Source organism: uncultured Sulfitobacter sp. (assembly GCF_947502895.1).
GTDB lineage: Bacteria > Pseudomonadota > Alphaproteobacteria > Rhodobacterales > Rhodobacteraceae > Sulfitobacter.
Genome location: NZ_CANNBM010000002.1, coordinates 980389 through 997297, shown reverse-complemented (window position 1 = coordinate 997297; position 16909 = coordinate 980389). Strand labels below are relative to the sequence as shown.

Annotated in this window: 13 protein-coding genes; 10 read left to right on the top strand and 3 right to left on the bottom strand. The window is 58.9% G+C overall.

What is annotated here, in order from left to right; genetic code table 11:
* Window positions 1-6: 6 nt before the first annotated feature.
* Together dnaE and Q0903_RS12845 are read left to right on the top strand one after the other, a co-directional pair.
* Window positions 7-3543 (top strand): DNA polymerase III subunit alpha, encoded by a 3537-nt coding sequence (gene dnaE / locus Q0903_RS12850; protein WP_299415917.1) that lies wholly within the window; start codon window positions 7-9, stop codon window positions 3541-3543.
* A gap of 104 nt (window positions 3544-3647) precedes the next feature.
* A complete protein-coding gene (locus Q0903_RS12845) occupies window positions 3648-4685 on the top strand; it encodes a hypothetical protein (RefSeq protein ID WP_299027917.1) in 1038 nt (345 codons plus the stop codon).
* A gap of 10 nt (window positions 4686-4695) precedes the next feature.
* Here Q0903_RS12845 and Q0903_RS12840 read toward each other — a convergent pair whose 3' ends face one another.
* Complete coding sequence (locus Q0903_RS12840) at window positions 4696-4890, bottom strand: SlyX family protein (RefSeq protein WP_299027920.1); 195 nt, start codon at window positions 4888-4890, stop codon at window positions 4696-4698.
* Between the two features lie 208 nt (window positions 4891-5098).
* Between Q0903_RS12840 and hisS the strand changes: the two genes are divergently transcribed.
* The 3 genes from hisS to hisG are packed head-to-tail and all read left to right on the top strand — an operon-like array spanning window position 5099 to window position 8372.
* The gene (gene hisS, locus Q0903_RS12835) at window positions 5099-6595 is read left to right on the top strand and encodes a histidine--tRNA ligase (protein WP_299415913.1); all 1497 of its coding nucleotides are present in this window, start codon (window positions 5099-5101) and stop codon (window positions 6593-6595) included.
* Window positions 6592-7686 (top strand): ATP phosphoribosyltransferase regulatory subunit, encoded by a 1095-nt coding sequence (locus Q0903_RS12830; RefSeq protein WP_299027926.1) that lies wholly within the window; start codon window positions 6592-6594, stop codon window positions 7684-7686. Before hisS ends, Q0903_RS12830 begins: the two co-directional genes overlap by 4 nt.
* Window positions 7683-8372 (top strand): ATP phosphoribosyltransferase, encoded by a 690-nt coding sequence (hisG, locus tag Q0903_RS12825; protein ID WP_299415910.1) that lies wholly within the window; start codon window positions 7683-7685, stop codon window positions 8370-8372. The genes Q0903_RS12830 and hisG overlap by 4 nt, the downstream gene beginning before the upstream one ends.
* Window positions 8373-8375: 3 nt before the next feature.
* On the opposite strand, the gene Q0903_RS12820 is transcribed toward hisG, so the two are convergent.
* Window positions 8376-8858, bottom strand: coding sequence for a DUF1489 domain-containing protein (locus tag Q0903_RS12820; protein WP_299415907.1), 483 nt, complete (start codon window positions 8856-8858; stop codon window positions 8376-8378).
* A gap of 141 nt (window positions 8859-8999) precedes the next feature.
* Between Q0903_RS12820 and Q0903_RS12815 the strand changes: the two genes are divergently transcribed.
* Both Q0903_RS12815 and Q0903_RS12810 read left to right on the top strand, forming a co-directional pair.
* A complete protein-coding gene (locus Q0903_RS12815; RefSeq protein WP_299415904.1) occupies window positions 9000-11288 on the top strand; it encodes an adenosylcobalamin-dependent ribonucleoside-diphosphate reductase in 2289 nt (762 codons plus the stop codon).
* 333 nt (window positions 11289-11621) lie between these two features.
* Complete coding sequence (locus tag Q0903_RS12810; RefSeq protein WP_299415901.1) at window positions 11622-12716, top strand: AAA family ATPase; 1095 nt, start codon at window positions 11622-11624, stop codon at window positions 12714-12716.
* A gap of 441 nt (window positions 12717-13157) precedes the next feature.
* On the opposite strand, the gene Q0903_RS12805 is transcribed toward Q0903_RS12810, so the two are convergent.
* Window positions 13158-13691, bottom strand: coding sequence for a Crp/Fnr family transcriptional regulator (locus Q0903_RS12805; protein WP_299415898.1), 534 nt, complete (start codon window positions 13689-13691; stop codon window positions 13158-13160).
* Window positions 13692-13759: 68 nt separating this feature from the next.
* Between Q0903_RS12805 and Q0903_RS12800 the strand changes: the two genes are divergently transcribed.
* From Q0903_RS12800 to Q0903_RS12790, 3 genes are all read left to right on the top strand, one after another.
* Window positions 13760-14968 (top strand): acetolactate decarboxylase, encoded by a 1209-nt coding sequence (locus tag Q0903_RS12800; RefSeq protein ID WP_299415895.1) that lies wholly within the window; start codon window positions 13760-13762, stop codon window positions 14966-14968.
* Between the two features lie 9 nt (window positions 14969-14977).
* Entirely contained in the window at window positions 14978-15889 is a 912-nt protein-coding gene (locus Q0903_RS12795; RefSeq protein WP_299415893.1) for an MBL fold metallo-hydrolase, read from the top strand.
* A gap of 569 nt (window positions 15890-16458) precedes the next feature.
* The gene (locus tag Q0903_RS12790; protein ID WP_299415891.1) at window positions 16459-16893 is read left to right on the top strand and encodes a cytochrome c; all 435 of its coding nucleotides are present in this window, start codon (window positions 16459-16461) and stop codon (window positions 16891-16893) included.
* Window positions 16894-16909: the final 16 nt, after the last annotated feature.

The following is a 16909-nucleotide window of genomic DNA, read 5'->3' as shown; positions in this document are numbered from 1 at the left end:
GGGGCTATGACAAATTCCCCCCGATTCATTCACCTGCGCACGCATTCCGAATACTCTTTGCTGGAGGGGGCGCTGCGGCTGAAAAAGCTGCCTGATATCTGCGTCAAAGCGGGTATGCCTGCGATGGCGTTGACTGATACGAACAACATGTTTGCGGCTCTGGAATTCTCCATCGGGATGTCGGGGGCGGGGGTGCAGCCGATCATCGGCTGTCAGGTTGATCTGGAGTATGTGGCTGCCGCACCCGGAGAGAAGCTGCGCCCGCCAGCGCCTGTTGTGCTGCTGGCGCAGAGCGAGCGGGGGTATGAGCATTTGATGAAGCTCAACTCCTGTCTGTATCTGGATAAAGGCGGGGCGATCCCGCAGGTGACGCTGGCGGAATTGGCGGCACATTCGGAAGATGTGATTTGTCTGACGGGTGGGCCGATGGGGCCTGTCGGCCTGTTGTTGCAAAACGGGCAGCGGCCTGCTGCGGAGGCGTTGATGGTGCAGATGCATGCAGCATTCGGGGACCGTTTGTATGTAGAGTTACAGCGCCATCCAGGTGAGGACGGTGCGCTGGAAGCGGAGCGGTTGAGCGAACGCGGTTTTGTCGAGATGGCTTATGCGATGGGCATTCCGCTGGTGGCGACGAACGATGTCTATTTCCCTGCGTCCAAGATGTATGAGGCGCATGACGCGCTGATCTGTATCTCCGAAGGGGCATATGTGGATCAGCAGGAGGGCCGCCGCCGCTTGACGCCGCAGCATTATTTCAAATCTCAGGCCGAGATGGTGACGCTGTTTGCGGACCTGCCCGAAGCCATCGAAAATACGGTCGAGATTGCCAAGCGGTGTGCGTTTCAAGCCTATCGCCGTGATCCGATTTTGCCAAAGTTTGCCGATGACGAGGTCGCGGAATTGCGCCGTCAGGCACAAGAGGGACTGCGCGCGCGGCTGGCGATTATTCCGCATGCGGCGGAAGTGTCGGTTTACGAAGAGCGGCTGGAATTCGAGCTGGGGATCATTGAGGGGATGGGGTTTCCCGGCTACTTCCTGATTGTTGCGGATTTCATCAAATGGGCCAAGGATCAGGGGATTCCCGTTGGGCCGGGTCGTGGTTCTGGTGCGGGCTCACTGGTTGCTTATGCGTTGTTGATTACCGACCTCGACCCGCTGCGCTACTCTCTGCTGTTCGAGCGGTTCTTGAACCCCGAGCGTGTATCCATGCCCGATTTCGACATCGATTTTTGCATGGACCGTCGCGAGGAAGTCATCCGCTATGTTCAGGAGAAATACGGGCGCGACAAGGTGGGGCAGATCATCACCTTTGGCGGGTTGCTGTCCAAGGCGGCCGTGCGCGATATTGGCCGCGTTTTGCAGATGCCGTATGGACAGGTGGATCGTTTGTCCAAGATGATCCCTGTTGAGGGGGTGAAGCCCGTCAGTATCGAAAAGGCCTTGGCGGATGAGCCTCGGCTCCGTGAGGAAGCGCGGAGCGAAGAGATCGTGGCGCGGTTGCTGGATTATGGCCAGCAGGTTGAGGGATTGCTGCGCAACGCATCCACTCACGCGGCGGGTGTTGTGATTGGCGACCGTCCGCTGGACGAGTTGGTGCCGCTCTATCAGGATCCGCGATCCGACATGCCCGCGACCCAGTTCAACATGAAGTGGGTGGAGCAGGCGGGGCTGGTCAAATTCGACTTTCTGGGTCTGAAAACGCTGACGGTGATCCAGAATGCAGTGGACCAGATCAAGGCGAGCGGGCGGCATTTGCACATCGCGGCGGACGGGACGGAGTTGTTCGAGCCGCCAGAGGGGTTGATGGACGATATCTCGACAATCCCGCTGGATGATGAGGCGTCCTATAAGCTGTATGCAGCGGCCAAGACGGTTGCGGTGTTTCAGGTGGAAAGTAGCGGCATGATGGATGCCCTCAAGCGGATGAAGCCGAACTGTATCGAGGATATTGTGGCGCTTGTGGCGCTGTACCGCCCCGGTCCGATGGAGAATATCCCGACCTATTGCGAGGTAAAGAACGGGCTGAAAGAGCGCGAGTCTGTGCATCCGTCAATTGACCATATCCTTGAGGAAACCCAAGGCATTATTGTTTATCAGGAACAGGTTATGCAGATTGCGCAGGTCATGGGGGGCTACTCCCTTGGCGGCGCTGACCTGTTGCGCCGTGCGATGGGTAAGAAGATCGCCGAGGAGATGGCGAAGGAGCGGCCCAAGTTCGAGAAGGGCGCCATGGCCAATGGCGTGGACAAAAAGAAGGCAAAGGAGGTTTTTGACCTTCTGGAGAAATTCGCCAATTACGGCTTCAACAAATCCCACGCGGCGGCGTACGCGGTGGTCAGCTATCAGACTGCGTGGCTGAAGGCGAACCACCCTGTCGAGTTTATGGCGGGTGTGATGAATTGCGATATTCATTTGACCGACAAGCTGGCCGTGTATTTCGAGGAAGTGCGCAAGCGGCTTGAACTGCCTTGGGTGCCGCCCTGTGTGAACCGTTCGGGTGCGACGTATAAGGTTGTGGACGGGGCATTGGTCTATGCGCTGGGTGCGCTCAAGAATGTGGGCGTGGAGGCGATGAAGCTGATCACCGAGGGCCGCAAGGTTGACGGTGTGGAAAAGCCCTTTGCAACGCTGTTTGATCTGGCGCGACGCGTGGATCTCAAGCGGGTGGGTAAGCGGCCGTTGGAGATGCTGGCGCGATCGGGTGCGTTTGATGTGCTGGACCCCAACCGCCGCCGCGTGTTTGGCGCGCTGGATGCCTTGGTAGGCTATTCCGCTGCCATTCACGAGCAGAAGGCGTCGAATCAGGTGTCGCTGTTTGGCGAGGCGGGCGATGATCTGCCCGAGCCGCGCATGATGCCTTGTGATGACTGGTTGCCCGCCGAGCGGCTGACCGAGGAGTTCAAGGCCGTCGGGTTTTACCTCTCGGGGCATCCGCTGGACGATTATATGGGGCCGCTGAACCGCAAGTGGGGCAATGACCGTGGTGTGCCTTTCCTGACGCTGGATGGCTTGACCGAAAAAGTGGCTGACCGTGGGGCGATGAATGCGCGGCTGGCGGGCATTGTCGCAGGGCGGCAGGAGCGTAAATCGGCGCGGGGCAACCGCTTTGCCTTTGCCCAGCTGTCCGATCCTACGGGCGCTTACGAGGTGACGCTGTTTTCGGACACGCTGGAGCTGGCGCGCGATCACCTTGAGGCTGGATCGAAGGTAATCGTGACCGTTGAGGCCACGATGGAGAGTGACCAGCTCAAGCTGTTGGGGCGTTCTGTTGTACCTGTGGAAATGGCGGTGGCGGATGTGGGCGGCATGGGCCTGCGCATCTTTATCGAAGCGCCAGAGGCGATTGCAGCCGTGTCCGAAGTGTTGGAAGGCGCGCGCAAAGCCGCACGGACAGCAGGCAAAGGGCCGGTGCATCTATGTTTGATGGACCCTGCCTTGCCCGGTGAGGTCGAAGTCGATCTGGGGGCGGAATTCCCCGTGACCCCGCAGATCAAGGGTGCGATCAGGTCGTTGGGCGGTGTACTGGAAGTCGAAGAAATCTGACGCGCCCGCGCCATCTGCGCACGTGTCAGCGACGGATCGCTGGTGTTGCTGGACGCTGGCGGTGGCCTTCGTTAAGAGTCTGTCAACTTTGTGGGAGTGGCCTAGTGCGCGTTTTACCAGTATTCACATTTGTGTTGATATTAGCCGCCTGTGGCGACCCGCTTGCGGGGATTGGCCGTCTTTCGGATGTGGATGTGCCGCCTGAAGATGCTGCCAGTGCTGCGGCCCTGCCTGACGCGGAAGAAGTAGCGCGCGAAGGGTTTATCGGCACAAGTGCGGCAGAAGGCGAAGTGCCGGCAGCTGTAGATACAGGGGTGCCGACAGAAACTGACAGCACACAGGCCGAAGCAGCCGCTGCACCCGCAGGTGGCGGATTTCTACGCGGTTTGATCCGCCGCGCAGCCAATGCGGACCCTGCGGCTGCTGTCGCGGCGGATGTGGCCGCCGCGCAGTCAGATCAGGTTGTGATTGAGACAACTCCCACGACATCTGCCAATGCGGCCGAAACGGCGACGGAAACAGAAGAGGTGCAACTGGCTGCATTGCCCGCGCCCGAAGTCTCGCCGCGAGAAGAATTGCAGCCGCGCAGACGCGGGATTGGCCTGTTTGGCGGAAGTGCCGCTGCGCGCGGCAATGCCCCGCGGACAGGACCTGACCAGCGTGATGTACCCTACGGCACGGTGCTGGCCTTTGGCGAGATTGCGCGCGTCTGTGAAGCCCGCGGCAAGGCGCTGGGCAAGAAACTGGGCAGCACGGGACGGCGCGGATTTACCCTGCACGATTCAAAACCCGGCGTGCGTGACAAGCGCACTTTTTACGTGACAGGCTTTGGCGATAACTGCCCGCGCCAGTTTACCGCTGCCAATGCGCTGTTTGGCGCGCCTTCGTTTTATGAGCAGATACGCTTTAGTCCGGCGGGCAAGCATTTGCCCTATGCGGCCACGGACAAAGCCTATGACAAAGTGAAAACCAAAGTCTGCCGCACAGGCAAGAACAAGCCCTGTGGCGGCCAGATTGGCAAGCTGGACGCCGCTGCAGCCTTTGTGAGCGCCTATGAGTTCCACGAGCACAACAACAAGTGGAAAGAGTTTTTTGTGAGTGATGGCGCAGTGCTGGCGGGCGCGGTGAAATCAGCCAACTAGGCGGCGGTATCTAGTAGTGTGGGGGACGCTCGTCGCCCACCACCACACCGCCACCGCCCGCCGCTTCACGCTCGCCCTCGCGGCGCATGAGCATGTCAACACGTGCGCTGAGGCGGTCGATTTCGTTGCGTTGGGCAACGATGATGTCTGACAGATCATCAACGGTGCGTTGCAAATGGGCGAGCTGTTCTTCGAGATGTTCCATAGCGCCCAGTTAGGCGTGATCGGACGGGCGCGCAATGGCATTGCTGCAGATTGACCGCGCGGACGCCGCCCCCTGCGGGGCCTGCGACACGATTTTGGCGGCGGTTGTGCCGTGCTCGCAAACCTGTGGTGATGCGGCTGTTGCTTGCCCCGCGTCCCTGCATCCGTTACAGCCTGCGCGAGATTTGAACCCCGTTTAGAGGACGATCATGGCCAAGCCCAAAAAGACTCCGCGCCCCAAGGCGGAAACGCCCCGCGGGTTCCGCGACTATTTCGGTGCCGAAGTAACCCAGCGCGCTGAAATGCTGTCCAAGATTGCTGCGGTCTATCATCGCTACGGCTTTGACGCGCTGGAGAGTGCGGCGGTGGAGAAGGTCGAGGCGCTGGGCAAGTTCCTGCCCGATGTGGACCGCCCGAACGAGGGGGTGTTTGCATGGCAAGAGGATGCCGAGGCGGAAAAGGCGGGCGACTGGCTGGCCCTGCGGTATGATCTGACAGCACCGCTGGCGCGGGTCTATGCGCAGCACCGCAACGAACTGCCCACGCCGTACCGCCGCTATGCCATGGGGCCAGTCTGGCGCAACGAAAAGCCCGGGCCGGGGCGGTATCGACAGTTTTATCAATGTGATGCGGATACGGTTGGCACGGGCAGCGTGGCGGCGGATGCCGAGATTTGCGCAATGTTGGCTGATTGTCTGGAAGAAGTGGGCATCGAGCGCGGTGACTACATTGTTCGGGTGAACAACCGCAAGGTTTTGAACGGCGTGCTGGAGGTTGCAGGCCTGTCAGGGGACGACAAAGAGGCTGAGCGCGGCATCGTTTTGCGCGCGATAGACAAGCTGGACCGTCTGGGCGCGGATGGCGTGCGGGCGCTGTTGGGGGAAGGCCGCAAGGACGAGAGCGGCGATTTCACCGAGGGTGCGGGGCTGAATGATGTCAGTGCTGATGTGGTGATGGGCTTTATGCAGGCCAAGCGCGACAGCGGTGCCGCGACATGCAAGCGTCTGCGTGAGTTGGTCGGCGAAAGTGCTGTTGGCCGCGACGGTGTGGACGAGTTGGAAGCCATTGCGGAATTACTGGCAGCAGGTGGCTATGGCCCTGACCGGATCGAGATCGACCCGTCAGTCGTACGCGGCCTTGGTTACTATACTGGCCCTGTCTACGAGGCCGAGCTGACCTTTGAGATCAAGGACGAGAAGGGGCGCGCGCGCAACTTTGGCTCGGTTGCGGGTGGCGGTCGGTATGACGATCTGGTCAAGCGGTTTACGGGGCAGGAGGTGCCTGCGACAGGTGTATCCATCGGGGTGGACCGATTGCTGGCCGCGCTGCACGCCAAAGGGCGGATTGATACTGCGGCACCGGGGCCTGTGGTTGTCACGGTCATGGATAAGGCGCGGATGGCGGATTATCAGGCCATGGTGGCAGAATTGCGTCAGGCCGGGATCAGGGCAGAGGTCTATCTGGGCAATCCAAAGAACTTTGGCAACCAGTTGAAATATGCCGACAAGCGCGGCAGCCCGATTGCGGTGATCGAGGGCGATACCGAGAAGGAAAACGGTGTGATCCAGATCAAGGATTTGATCCTTGGGGCCAAGATGGCTGAAAATGCAACGCTGGAAGAATGGCGCGATCGTCCGAGCCAGTATGAAGTGCCGCGTGGCGATCTGGTGGAACGCGTACGCGAAATACTGGAGCTGTACCGGTGAGCCCCACACGCGCGCAGACCAACGCCAAGGCAGCCGCGTTGCGCGCAGAGTTCGAAGCTCAGGGCGCGCAGGCGGTAGAGCCGCCGATCCTGCAACCGGCGGGCACTCTGCTGGACCTCTATGGCGAGGATATTCGCGCGCGGGCCTATGTAACGTCGGACGCGTTGCGCGGTGAGCAGATGCTGCGGCCCGATTTCACCGTTCCTGTGGTGCAAATGCACATGGCCGAGGGGGCAGAGCCTGCGCGCTATACCTATGCGGGCGAGGTGTTTCGCCGTCAGGAAACCCACCCCGAGCGGGCCAATGAATATGTGCAGGTCGGTTACGAGGTTTTCGAGCGTAAAGACCCCGCCGCGAGCGATGCGGAAGTGTTTGCGCTGATTGCGCAGGCTTTGGGTGATCTGGATGTGCGGGCCGTGACCGGGGATATCGGTATTTTGATGGCGGTCGTGCAGGGATTGGACACGACCGAACTGCGCAAGAACGCATTAATGCGCCATATCTGGCGGCCACGGCGTTTTCGCGCTTTGCTGTCGCAGTTTGCGGGCTGGATTCCTGTGCCGCCTGCGCGGGCGGCATTGCTGGCGGGGGATGTGCCTGCTGCCGCGCCCTTGGTCGGCGTGCGCCGCCAGCACGACGTGGACACGCGGATCGCGGCCCTGCGCGAGGACGCCAAAGCGCCTCCTCTGGCGGAGAAATCTGTGCAGCTGATCGAGACGTTGTTGTCGCTGTCCGCGCCTATGCCGCTTGCGTTGGAGCGGTTGCACGATCTGTCGGTTGATCTGCCCGCGATCATTCCTGCCGTGGCAGGTGTCGCCGCGCGTAAAGATGCGCTGGCAGCGCGGGGCGTGGATGTTGACACGCTGATGTTCGAGGCGAACTACGGGCGTACTTCGATGGAGTATTATGACGGGTTTGTTTTTGGCTTCCGCTCTGTGCTGCGGCCCGATCTGCCGCCGTTGGCCACAGGCGGACGCTATGACGCGCTGACGCGGCGGCTGGGGGCCAGCCTTGAGGGCAATCGTGAAATTCCTGCGGTAGGCGGCGTGATGCGCCCCGGTGTGATGCTGGAACTGGAGGCAGGTCTATGACGCTCAAGCTGGGGGTGCCGTCCAAGGGGCGGCTGATGGAGAAGACATTCGAGTGGTTCGGCGCACGCGGCATTCATCTGGCGCGCAGCGGGTCGGACCGCGAATATGCAGGCGTTGTTGAGGGCATCGATGGCGTCGCGCTGGTGCTGTTGTCAGCGGGAGAAATCCCGCGCGAGTTGGCAGCGGGGCGTATCCATCTGGGGGTGACGGGCACTGATCTGGTCTATGAAAAGCTGGCGTTGTGGGATCAATCCGTGATCTCGCTGGCGGAACTGGGGTTTGGCCATGCCGATCTGATCCTCGCCGTGCCTGCGGGGTGGAGCGATGTTGACACTCTGCATGATCTGGACGCCGCTGCCGCCGCGTTCCGCGAAGTGCATGGCCACCGTCTGCGCATCGCCACGAAGTACCACCGCCTTGTGCGCGAGTTCCTGCGTGAAGCAGGGGTGGCGGACTATGCGCTGGTGGACAGCCAAGGGGCGACAGAAGGGACCGTGGCGAACGAGACAGCCGAAGCGATTGCCGATATCACCTCAACCGGTGAGACGCTGCGCGCCAATCACCTGAAAATCCTCGAAGACGGTTTGATGCTACGCTCGCAAGCGACCCTGTGGCAGTCGCGGGTGGCACAGGTGGATGCAGCAGAGCGTGTGAGTTTGGATGCCTTGCTGGCGCGGTTGCGCTAGCGCCTAGAGCACCCCGATTTCGGCCAAGGCGCGGTTCAATTCCACCGGCAGTGGTTCTTCCTTGCTGTGCCCTGCGGAGAGGTCTGCGGGGGCATCTTGTGGCGTGAGATAGCGCCAGCCTTGGAAGGGCCGTTTGAGCGCGTTGACGGTCGGGATGACCTCGTGGTCCAGCACGATGCCGCAACGGCGGATGCCGTCCACACCGATTTTCTCGTCCAGTCGGATGATGCGCTGACGTGCCGAAATCTCGCCTTTGATGACCCAGTAGATTGAACCACCGTTGATGATTTCAGCCTCGCGCTTGGGCCACATGCGTGTCTGGTGATAGTATTGTCCGTCTGGCGACAGAGAGGCGCGATGCGCCTGCCAAGCCACCATCTGTTCAATGTTGTCTGTGCCGACTGACAGCTTGATGAGATTGACGAATTTGTTGCTCACAGATTTACCCACTGACTTATCCACAGACTCACCCCTGAGCCACAACATAGGGTATATCGTTTGGGATCATATGCAAACTGTGCTAGTTTGACGCTATACTAATTCCGAAATAGCGACAAAGAGCGGGTTCCAATCTGCGCTTTGTTCGCTATGTTCCAGCTCCTGTTTAACCCCACCGAGGAATCGCCCATGACCCGCTTTGCCGCCCCGATCGCTGAACAAATCTGGGACATGAAATACCGGTTCAAGGCGGCCGATGGCACGCCGCATGACGTTACGGTCGAGGATACGTGGCGCCGTATTGCGCGCGATCTGGCACAGGTCGAAGATGACAAGGACGGCTGGGAAGAGACCTTCTATGACGCGCTGGAGGATTTCAAATATCTGCCCGCTGGTCGCATCACTGCTGGCGCAGGCACGGCGCGACGTGTGACGCTGTTTAACTGTTTCGTCATGGGTACGGTCCCCGACAGCATGAGCGGTATTTTCGACATGCTCAAAGAGGCCGCGCTGACCATGCAGCAGGGCGGCGGGATCGGTTACGATTTCAGCACGATCCGTCCCAAGGGTGCGGATGTGCTGGGCGTGTCGGCGGATGCCTCTGGCCCCTTGTCCTTCATGGATGTCTGGGACGCGATGTGCCGCACGATCATGTCCGCAGGCAGCCGCCGTGGTGCGATGATGGCGACCATGCGGTGCGACCACCCCGATGTTGAGGATTTCATCACTGCCAAGTCGGACGCTGCGCGGTTGCGGATGTTCAATATGTCCGTGCTGATTACCGACCCCTTCATGGAAGCGGTCAAGGCGAATGGTCCGTGGGACCTGAAATTTGATGGCAAGACCTACAAGACGGTACAGGCGCTGGACCTGTGGAATGCGATCATGCAGGCGACCTACGATTTCGCCGAACCCGGTGTGATCTTTATCGACCGCATCAACGATGCCAACAACCTGAGCTATTGCGAAACAATCGCCGCCACCAACCCCTGCGGTGAGCAGCCGCTGCCGCCCTATGGCGCTTGCCTCCTCGGCTCGATCAACATGGCGCGTCTGGTAACGACCCCGTTCGAGGAGACCGCAGCACTGGATATCGAGGCGCTGAACGCGCTGGTGGCGACATCTGTGCGCATGATGGACAATGTGGTGGATGTGTCGAAGTTCCCGCTGGAAGCGCAGCAGCTTGAAGCCAAGAACAAGCGCCGTATCGGTCTGGGCGTGACGGGTCTGGCCGACGCCCTGCTGATGCTGGGCCTGCGCTATGGCTCGGACGAGGCGGCGCGTCAGACAGAGGATTGGCTGCACGCCATCGCCCGCGCCGCATATCTGGCGTCAGTAGATTTGGCCAAGGAGAAGGGCGCGTTTCCGCTGTTTGACGCGGATGAGTATCTGGCCTCTGGCACGATGCGTGCGATGGACGAGGATGTGCGCGATGCGATCCGCACCCACGGCATCCGCAACGCGCTGCTGACCTCTATTGCGCCCACAGGCACCATCAGCCTGTATGCGGGTAATGTATCATCGGGCATCGAGCCGGTGTTTGCCTATGCCTATACGCGCAAGGTGCTTCAAAAGGACGGCAGCCGCACAGAAGAAGAGGTGGTGGACTATGCCGTACAGATGTGGCGCGACCTGAAAGGTGACGCCCCGCTGCCCGATTATTTCGTCAATGCCCAGACGCTGGCCCCCATCGAGCATGTAAAAATGCAGGCGGCAGCACAGAAATGGATCGATTCCAGCATCTCCAAGACGATCAACTGCCCCGAAGATATCTCGTTCGAGAGCTTTAAGGACGTCTATATGGAGGCGTGGGACACAGGCTGCAAAGGCTGCACAACATACCGCCCCAATGACGTGACAGGATCGGTCCTGTCGGTGTCAGAGGACAAACAAGCCGCCCCGGAAGTGGTGAGCCACGACGGTGAAGAGCCACAAGCCCCGCATGGTGACGTCATCTATATGTCCGAGCCGCTGGACCGTCCACAAGAGCTGGAAGGCTCAACCTACAAGATCAAATGGCCCGATAGCGAACATGCGTTGTATATCACGGTGAACGATCTGGTGGTTGGCGGGCATCGCCGTCCGTTCGAAGTGTTCATCAACTCCAAAAACATGGAGAACTTTGCATGGACTGTGGCGCTGACGCGCATGATCTCGGCGGTGTTCCGTCGCGGCGGTGATGTATCGTTTGTGGTAGAGGAGCTGAAAGCCGTGTTCGATCCGCGCGGGGGCGCATGGATGGGCGGCAAATATATCCCGTCCATTCTGGCAGCCATCGGCGGCGTGATCGAGCAGCACTTGATCACGACCGGGTTCATCGCTGGTGAAGGGTTGGGCCTGAAGGCCGACCCGCAAGCCAAAGTCGTCGGGTTGGAAAAACCACGCGGCAAAGCCTGCGCAAGCTGCGGCCAGTTCGACCTGCGGATGGTCGAAGGCTGTATGACGTGTGGCAGCTGCGGGCACAGCAAGTGCGGCTGAGATAGACCGCGAGGTGGAAGAGTGTGGTGAAAAGACACCCTATTTTCTGCCAAACGGGGTAAAAAGTCTGCCACTTTACTATGCTATTTTTGCCAGTTGAAGTTAAGGCATTGTTTTAAAGTGTTTTTTAATTTCTGGTGATCTGGAAGTTTTGAGGGGCCACTGTAGACAAGCATCTACAGTGGCCCCTCGCCTACGTTGACACAGCCTCTTCATTTGTTCACTTTCCGTTCCAAGGCTCCGGAGCCTTTCATATCAAAACCCTTGTCCGACCCTCGGTCTGGCAACCGGTGCATAGCAAAGCTGTGTGCTGGGATCTGAAAGGAATCCAACATGCTGAAATCAAACATCCCGATCGCGAACATTCGCTTCTTCGACAAAACCCCTACGGTCGCCGATCTTGAACGGAGGTTCTCCAGATTTCTGAGAGGCTTTCGCGAGCAGCGATGTGCCGCCGAACAAATTGAGAGATTTGCAGAAGATGGCCCGACGGAAACTTTCGACCTTTCTGTGAACTCTCTTTCAACTCAAGATAAGATCAAGATCGAGAGGCGCGCTTTGAGATATGTCGAGTTGCAAGAGGCAGCGACAGGGATGCAGCACCTGAAAACAGAGGATCGGAATGCCCTTCGTAGACTGCAGGACGGCGCGACAGTCTCAAGGATCTCTAACGAATACGATGCAGATGTCCTTGCCGCGACCCTGCACGAGGAGATGCCTTGGATGGCGCCTGCCACCGAGCACTCGATGCGGAAATCCGTTCGCGAGGGCCGTCCCAGCATCCAGTTTGCGCCACTTTTGCTTCTCGGCCCACCGGGTATCGGCAAATCCCACTGGGCGCGGAGGCTTGGTAAACTGCTCGAAGTGCCGACTACCGTCGTCGAGGCTACCGGTGAGCCTGCAAGCTTTGCACTTATCGGCTCACAGCGTGGCTGGGGCAGTGCCGGGCCTGGTAAGATCGTTGAGACAATCCTCAGAGAAAGATGTGCCGATCCGATCATTGTTGTTGATGAGGTGGAAAAGGCGGGTGACGTGAACTCAGATAAGGGGCTGCGGTTCAGCTTGACCGATGGGCTCTTGCCACTTTTGGAAAGAATGACGGCTTCGACTTGGCAATGCCCCTACTACCGCGTCCAGTTTGATCTCTCATGGGTGGGGTGGGTGCTGACGGCGAATGGTTTGCGCGGCCTTCCTGAGCCCCTTTTGAGCCGCTGTCCGCCGCTGGAATTGCCTCCGGTGTCAAAACAGCACCTTGTCGGTTTCGCGCAGCGTCTGGGTAGAGCGCATAATCTTCCTGATGAGGCGGTCGCAGTTATCGAAGAGATCATTCTGTCGTGTCATGGCGATATCGGGGGGCCGAGCTTGAGGACGGTCAAACGAATGATTGAGCGGGCAGAAATAGCTTATTCTCGGCCATTGTTGCATTGATTGGTGCTTTCCATCCGTTGCGATCTGGTATCGATGTAATTACTTTAACCTTGGGCGGGATTGCCGACATTCGCTGCAGGTGCGAAATCGAAAGGGCAGCGAGAAGGAAGCGGACGCTCAGGGCATCAACCAGTTTTTTCTGTTGTGCAAACGCAGCGAAGGTCGGCAGTGAGCCGATTGTGTTGAAAAACTCCGTTTTTGGCAAAATCGGCGAAATTTATGTCCGTACGGCGCGACGGAATTTTTGAGGCGAGGGGTTCGGGCAAATTGGCCCTCTGCCCCTCATGCATCAGCTCACTGCGCCTCATGGCAGATATCATCTGACTTTTGGGTTTCACGGGTTCTTTCCGAAAAATTGCGGCATCCAAAATCCGGAGTTTTTCAACACAATTAGCCCAGTTTGACTGATGCTGCACTTTGGCTGTGTAACGCCTAATGCGATCATAGCGTGGATTTCTTCCGTCGCGCCAGCTCGCGATAAAACGCCTCACGTGTGATACCGAGCTCATTCGCCACGTCCTGCCAATGGCCTTTTTCCGGCAGTCGGTTTCCTTCGCCAAGCCAGGCGTCAAGCCGCTCGGCCACCTTGGGCAGGGACCGGATTTCTGATTTGATCCGTGCGGCCTGAACGCCGCGCGCCAGGGTTGCCGCCCAAACCGCCGCAAGGCTCGGATTGGAGGCTATTGCCGACAGGAATGCGGGTTTCGGCAACGCCAAAGCGATACAGTCCGTCGCAGCAATCGCATCGCAATGATAGTTGTCCGAATAGGCAGAGGCTTCGGCCACGACCATTCCCTGCCTCGCCCGCTGCAGAACCATTTTCACGCCATGCACCGTATGACGGATCAGATGAATCTGCCCTGCGCTCACCAAAAAAATCTCAGATACAGGCGCCGCACTGCGGAACAGGACTGCACCATCAGCGAGATGAACGGATCGTGATCCGGAAAACAAGGTTTCAAGCGTGGGGGGCATGATCACGATCATATGCTGTGGATGGTCAAACTGCAATAAGGGCGCAACGTAGAACGCAAGGACACCCGATGAAACTGATCCCACTAACCATTTTTGCAGCCACTTTGCCCTGCCTTGCCTTCGCGCAAGAGCTGACGGCCCACGGTAACTTCCGCCACATGATGCGCACCGGTGAGACCGGAGGTGCCATTGCGCTGGATACGCTGACCGTCCCGTCTGCCTGGGGCGTTGGCGCGACTGCTGGCCTACGTGGCGAAGTGGTAATGCTTGACGGAGCAGTACTCGTCAGTCGCGGTGATGATCCGGAGGCACGCTTGACGCGACCAATGGCAGGGGAGGAAGCGGTTATTCTCGCATTTGGAACGGTGGCCGACTGGCGTTCTTTCGAAATCCCCCACGATATGGCACCCGAGCGCCTGACCCACTTCATCGAAATGCAGGCGCAAAGCATTGGCCTTGATCCTGAAGGTGGGTTTCCGATCCGCGTTCAGGGCAGCTTTCCGCAATTGGTCTGGCATGTGGTGACCGGAGAAGCCCCGGCGCATGGCACACTGGGTGGTCACGGCGGCGGTCATGCCAACAAGCTGCCCGCGATGAACGCCTATGAAGAACCTGGCGCAAGTGGCGAGATTGTCGGCGTCTACACCGGTGAAGCGCTGGAGGGCGTCGCCTCGCACCCTGGCGAGAAGCTACATCTGCATTTTGTCTCGGGAGATGGCGCGCGCTCGGGTCATGTGGACGAGATCACAATCCCTGCGGGTGCAATGCTGTTGCTTCCTGCCGTCGAGCAGGCTGCCGCGCATGATCCGGCAATGCATGGGACCGCATCCACCACTCTGCGCGAGGGCGGACAATCCGCCTTTGCCGCTATTCAGGAAATCACCGCCGTGCTGATGGCCGATCCCGCGACGGACTGGAGCAAGGTGGACATTGAGGGCCTGCGCCAACACTTGATCGACATGGACAATGTCACCCTGCGCGCCGATGTCTTCAGTGAAGAGCTCGACGGCGGGGCGCAGTTCACCGTCACGTCGACCGATCCGGCCGTCATCGCTTCAATCCGTGCGATGACGGTGGCGCATGTCGCCACAATGAACGGCGTGGAGGGCTGGAACATGCAAGCTGAAGAAACCGATGGAGGCGCTGTCATGACGGTCATCGGGCCAGACACCGCTCGCATTCGCGGCCTTGGCTTTATCGGCCTGATGACCGTAGGTATGCACCATCAAGCCCATCATCTGGCACTGGCCTCTGGCCAGAACCCTCACAATCATTAAGGTTCTTCGATGAAACATATTGTCCTGACACTGGCCGTTCTTGTCCTGCCTGTCCCCACCCTCGCGGATGTTCTGGAAATCCAGCCTGTCACGGACGACGTCTGGGCCATCGTCGGCCCACATGAGCAACGAAACCCGGAAAACCTTGCCAATAACGCGACCTTCGGACTGGTGGTGACGCCCGAGGGGGCGGTGTTGATGGACCCGGGCGGGTCATTCAAGGGCGCAGAAATGCTGCACGCGGCGGCCCGTTCTGTCACCGACCAGCCGGTGGTCTATGTCATCAATACGGGCGGACAGGACCACCGTTGGCTTGGGAATGGGCACTGGCAAGCACAAGGCGCAAAGGTGATCGCGTCGACCGAAGCCGTTGCCGATCACAAGGATCGGGAATCCTTGCATTTTACGATGCTGTCCCAACTCATCGGCGAAAAGCTGGACAGGACCGAGCCTGCCTATGCCGACATAACTTTTGAGACGGATTACACGCTCGAAATCGGTGGGCTCAGCTTTGAGATTATGCATCGTGGACCTGCCCACACGCTGGGAGACAGCTTTGTCTGGCTTGATGAGCGCGACGTGATGTTCACCGGCGATATCGTCTATGTCGAGCGGCTTCTGGGTTATGGACCGGCAGGCAACACGCGAAGCTGGGTCGAGGTGTTTGACGAGATGGCCGCCTTCAATCCGGCCCATATCGTGCCGGGTCATGGCCATGCCACTGATCTTGAGACGGCGCGGCGCGATACCTACGACTATCTGGTGAACCTGCGCACACATATCGGCGCACTGATCGACGAGGGCGGTGATATCATCGACGCGCCCAAGATCGACCAATCGGCCTGGGCCTATCTCGACCAGTTCAAGAGCCTTGCAGGCCGCAACGCACAGGCCACTTATGAAGAGATGGAGTGGGAGTAAGGGCGCTATTTGTCAGCAGGACCAGTGTGATCGTTTTCACTTGTTGATCAAAGTGTATAGGATAAGGCGTCAAATTTGTACCTGCCAGCTATCTGCGATTGGAGGCGAAGTTCGGTTTGCCCGTGAAGGATTGGACCAACCCGTTAGCTCGGATAAGTTGGCGCGTCTGTGAGGGTACAATTCGCGGTCGGCGCTGAAAGTCCGGAAATTGTTGAGAGCGGCACTTCATTTCAGGAGGCCGAACGGCAAGTCTGTCCGCACTCTGTGAATTCGCAACCCTCTTGATTTCGCGGTTGCAGCGAATGGCCGGTCTGACGGGCCGCACCGCAGCAAGGCGATCAATGGGTGAATGGCCGGTAAGGGCCGTTTATGATAATTTGTATGAAGTAATGTTGATCTGGCTCACGGCGAACCAAGCTTAACTTGCAGTCCTTCCATACAAACGAGGAAATTTTAGGTATACTTGTAAGTCGTTATTTTTCATATTGATTGATATTTTAAGTCTTGACCTTCCACCTGCTGGAACGCGTATCCCTGCTTCAAAAAATTAGTGAGAGGCAGATGCAGTGATGAAGTTCATAATAGCCGCCGCAGTGGTTATCGCAGTGCTGAGTGTCGGGTTGATCTACTTGCCACTCGGGGGGGACGAATCTGCTGACGGTTCGGTCGGCTCCGTTGAGGGTGCTGAGATCGTCAGTGTCGCACTTCCCGACGCTTTGACGCAAAATGCGCAGATCGGGCAGCGGGCCTATGATGCGAATTGTGCCGCCTGTCACGGGATCAACGCGGCAGGGCGGGAGGGTATCGCACCCCCGCTTGTTCACATCATTTATGAGCCCAGCCACCATGCGGACGAAAGCTTCCAGCGGGCCGTGTCTCTTGGCGTGCGCGCGCATCACTGGCCCTTTGGCGACATGCCGGCGGTCGAGGGGCTGACACGCGGGGATGTCACATTGATCACCGCCTACATTCGAGAATTGCAACGTGCCAACGGGATCAACTGATGGCCTATGAGGAAAT

Coding starts and splice junctions, on each gene's coding strand:
- Q0903_RS12795 (WP_299415893.1), top strand. CDS start 14,978: ATGAAACATATTGTCCTGACACTGGCCGTTCTTGTCCTGCCTGTCCCC.
- hisS (WP_299415913.1), top strand. CDS start 5,099: ATGGCCAAGCCCAAAAAGACTCCGCGCCCCAAGGCGGAAACGCCCCGC.
- dnaE (WP_299415917.1), top strand. CDS start 7: ATGACAAATTCCCCCCGATTCATTCACCTGCGCACGCATTCCGAATAC.
- Q0903_RS12790 (WP_299415891.1), top strand. CDS start 16,459: ATGAAGTTCATAATAGCCGCCGCAGTGGTTATCGCAGTGCTGAGTGTC.
- Q0903_RS12800 (WP_299415895.1), top strand. CDS start 13,760: ATGAAACTGATCCCACTAACCATTTTTGCAGCCACTTTGCCCTGCCTT.
- hisG (WP_299415910.1), top strand. CDS start 7,683: ATGACGCTCAAGCTGGGGGTGCCGTCCAAGGGGCGGCTGATGGAGAAG.
- Q0903_RS12810 (WP_299415901.1), top strand. CDS start 11,622: ATGCTGAAATCAAACATCCCGATCGCGAACATTCGCTTCTTCGACAAA.
- Q0903_RS12805 (WP_299415898.1), bottom strand. CDS start 13,691: ATGCCCCCCACGCTTGAAACCTTGTTTTCCGGATCACGATCCGTTCAT.
- Q0903_RS12815 (WP_299415904.1), top strand. CDS start 9,000: ATGACCCGCTTTGCCGCCCCGATCGCTGAACAAATCTGGGACATGAAA.
- Q0903_RS12820 (WP_299415907.1), bottom strand. CDS start 8,858: ATGTTGTGGCTCAGGGGTGAGTCTGTGGATAAGTCAGTGGGTAAATCT.
- Q0903_RS12840 (WP_299027920.1), bottom strand. CDS start 4,890: ATGGAACATCTCGAAGAACAGCTCGCCCATTTGCAACGCACCGTTGAT.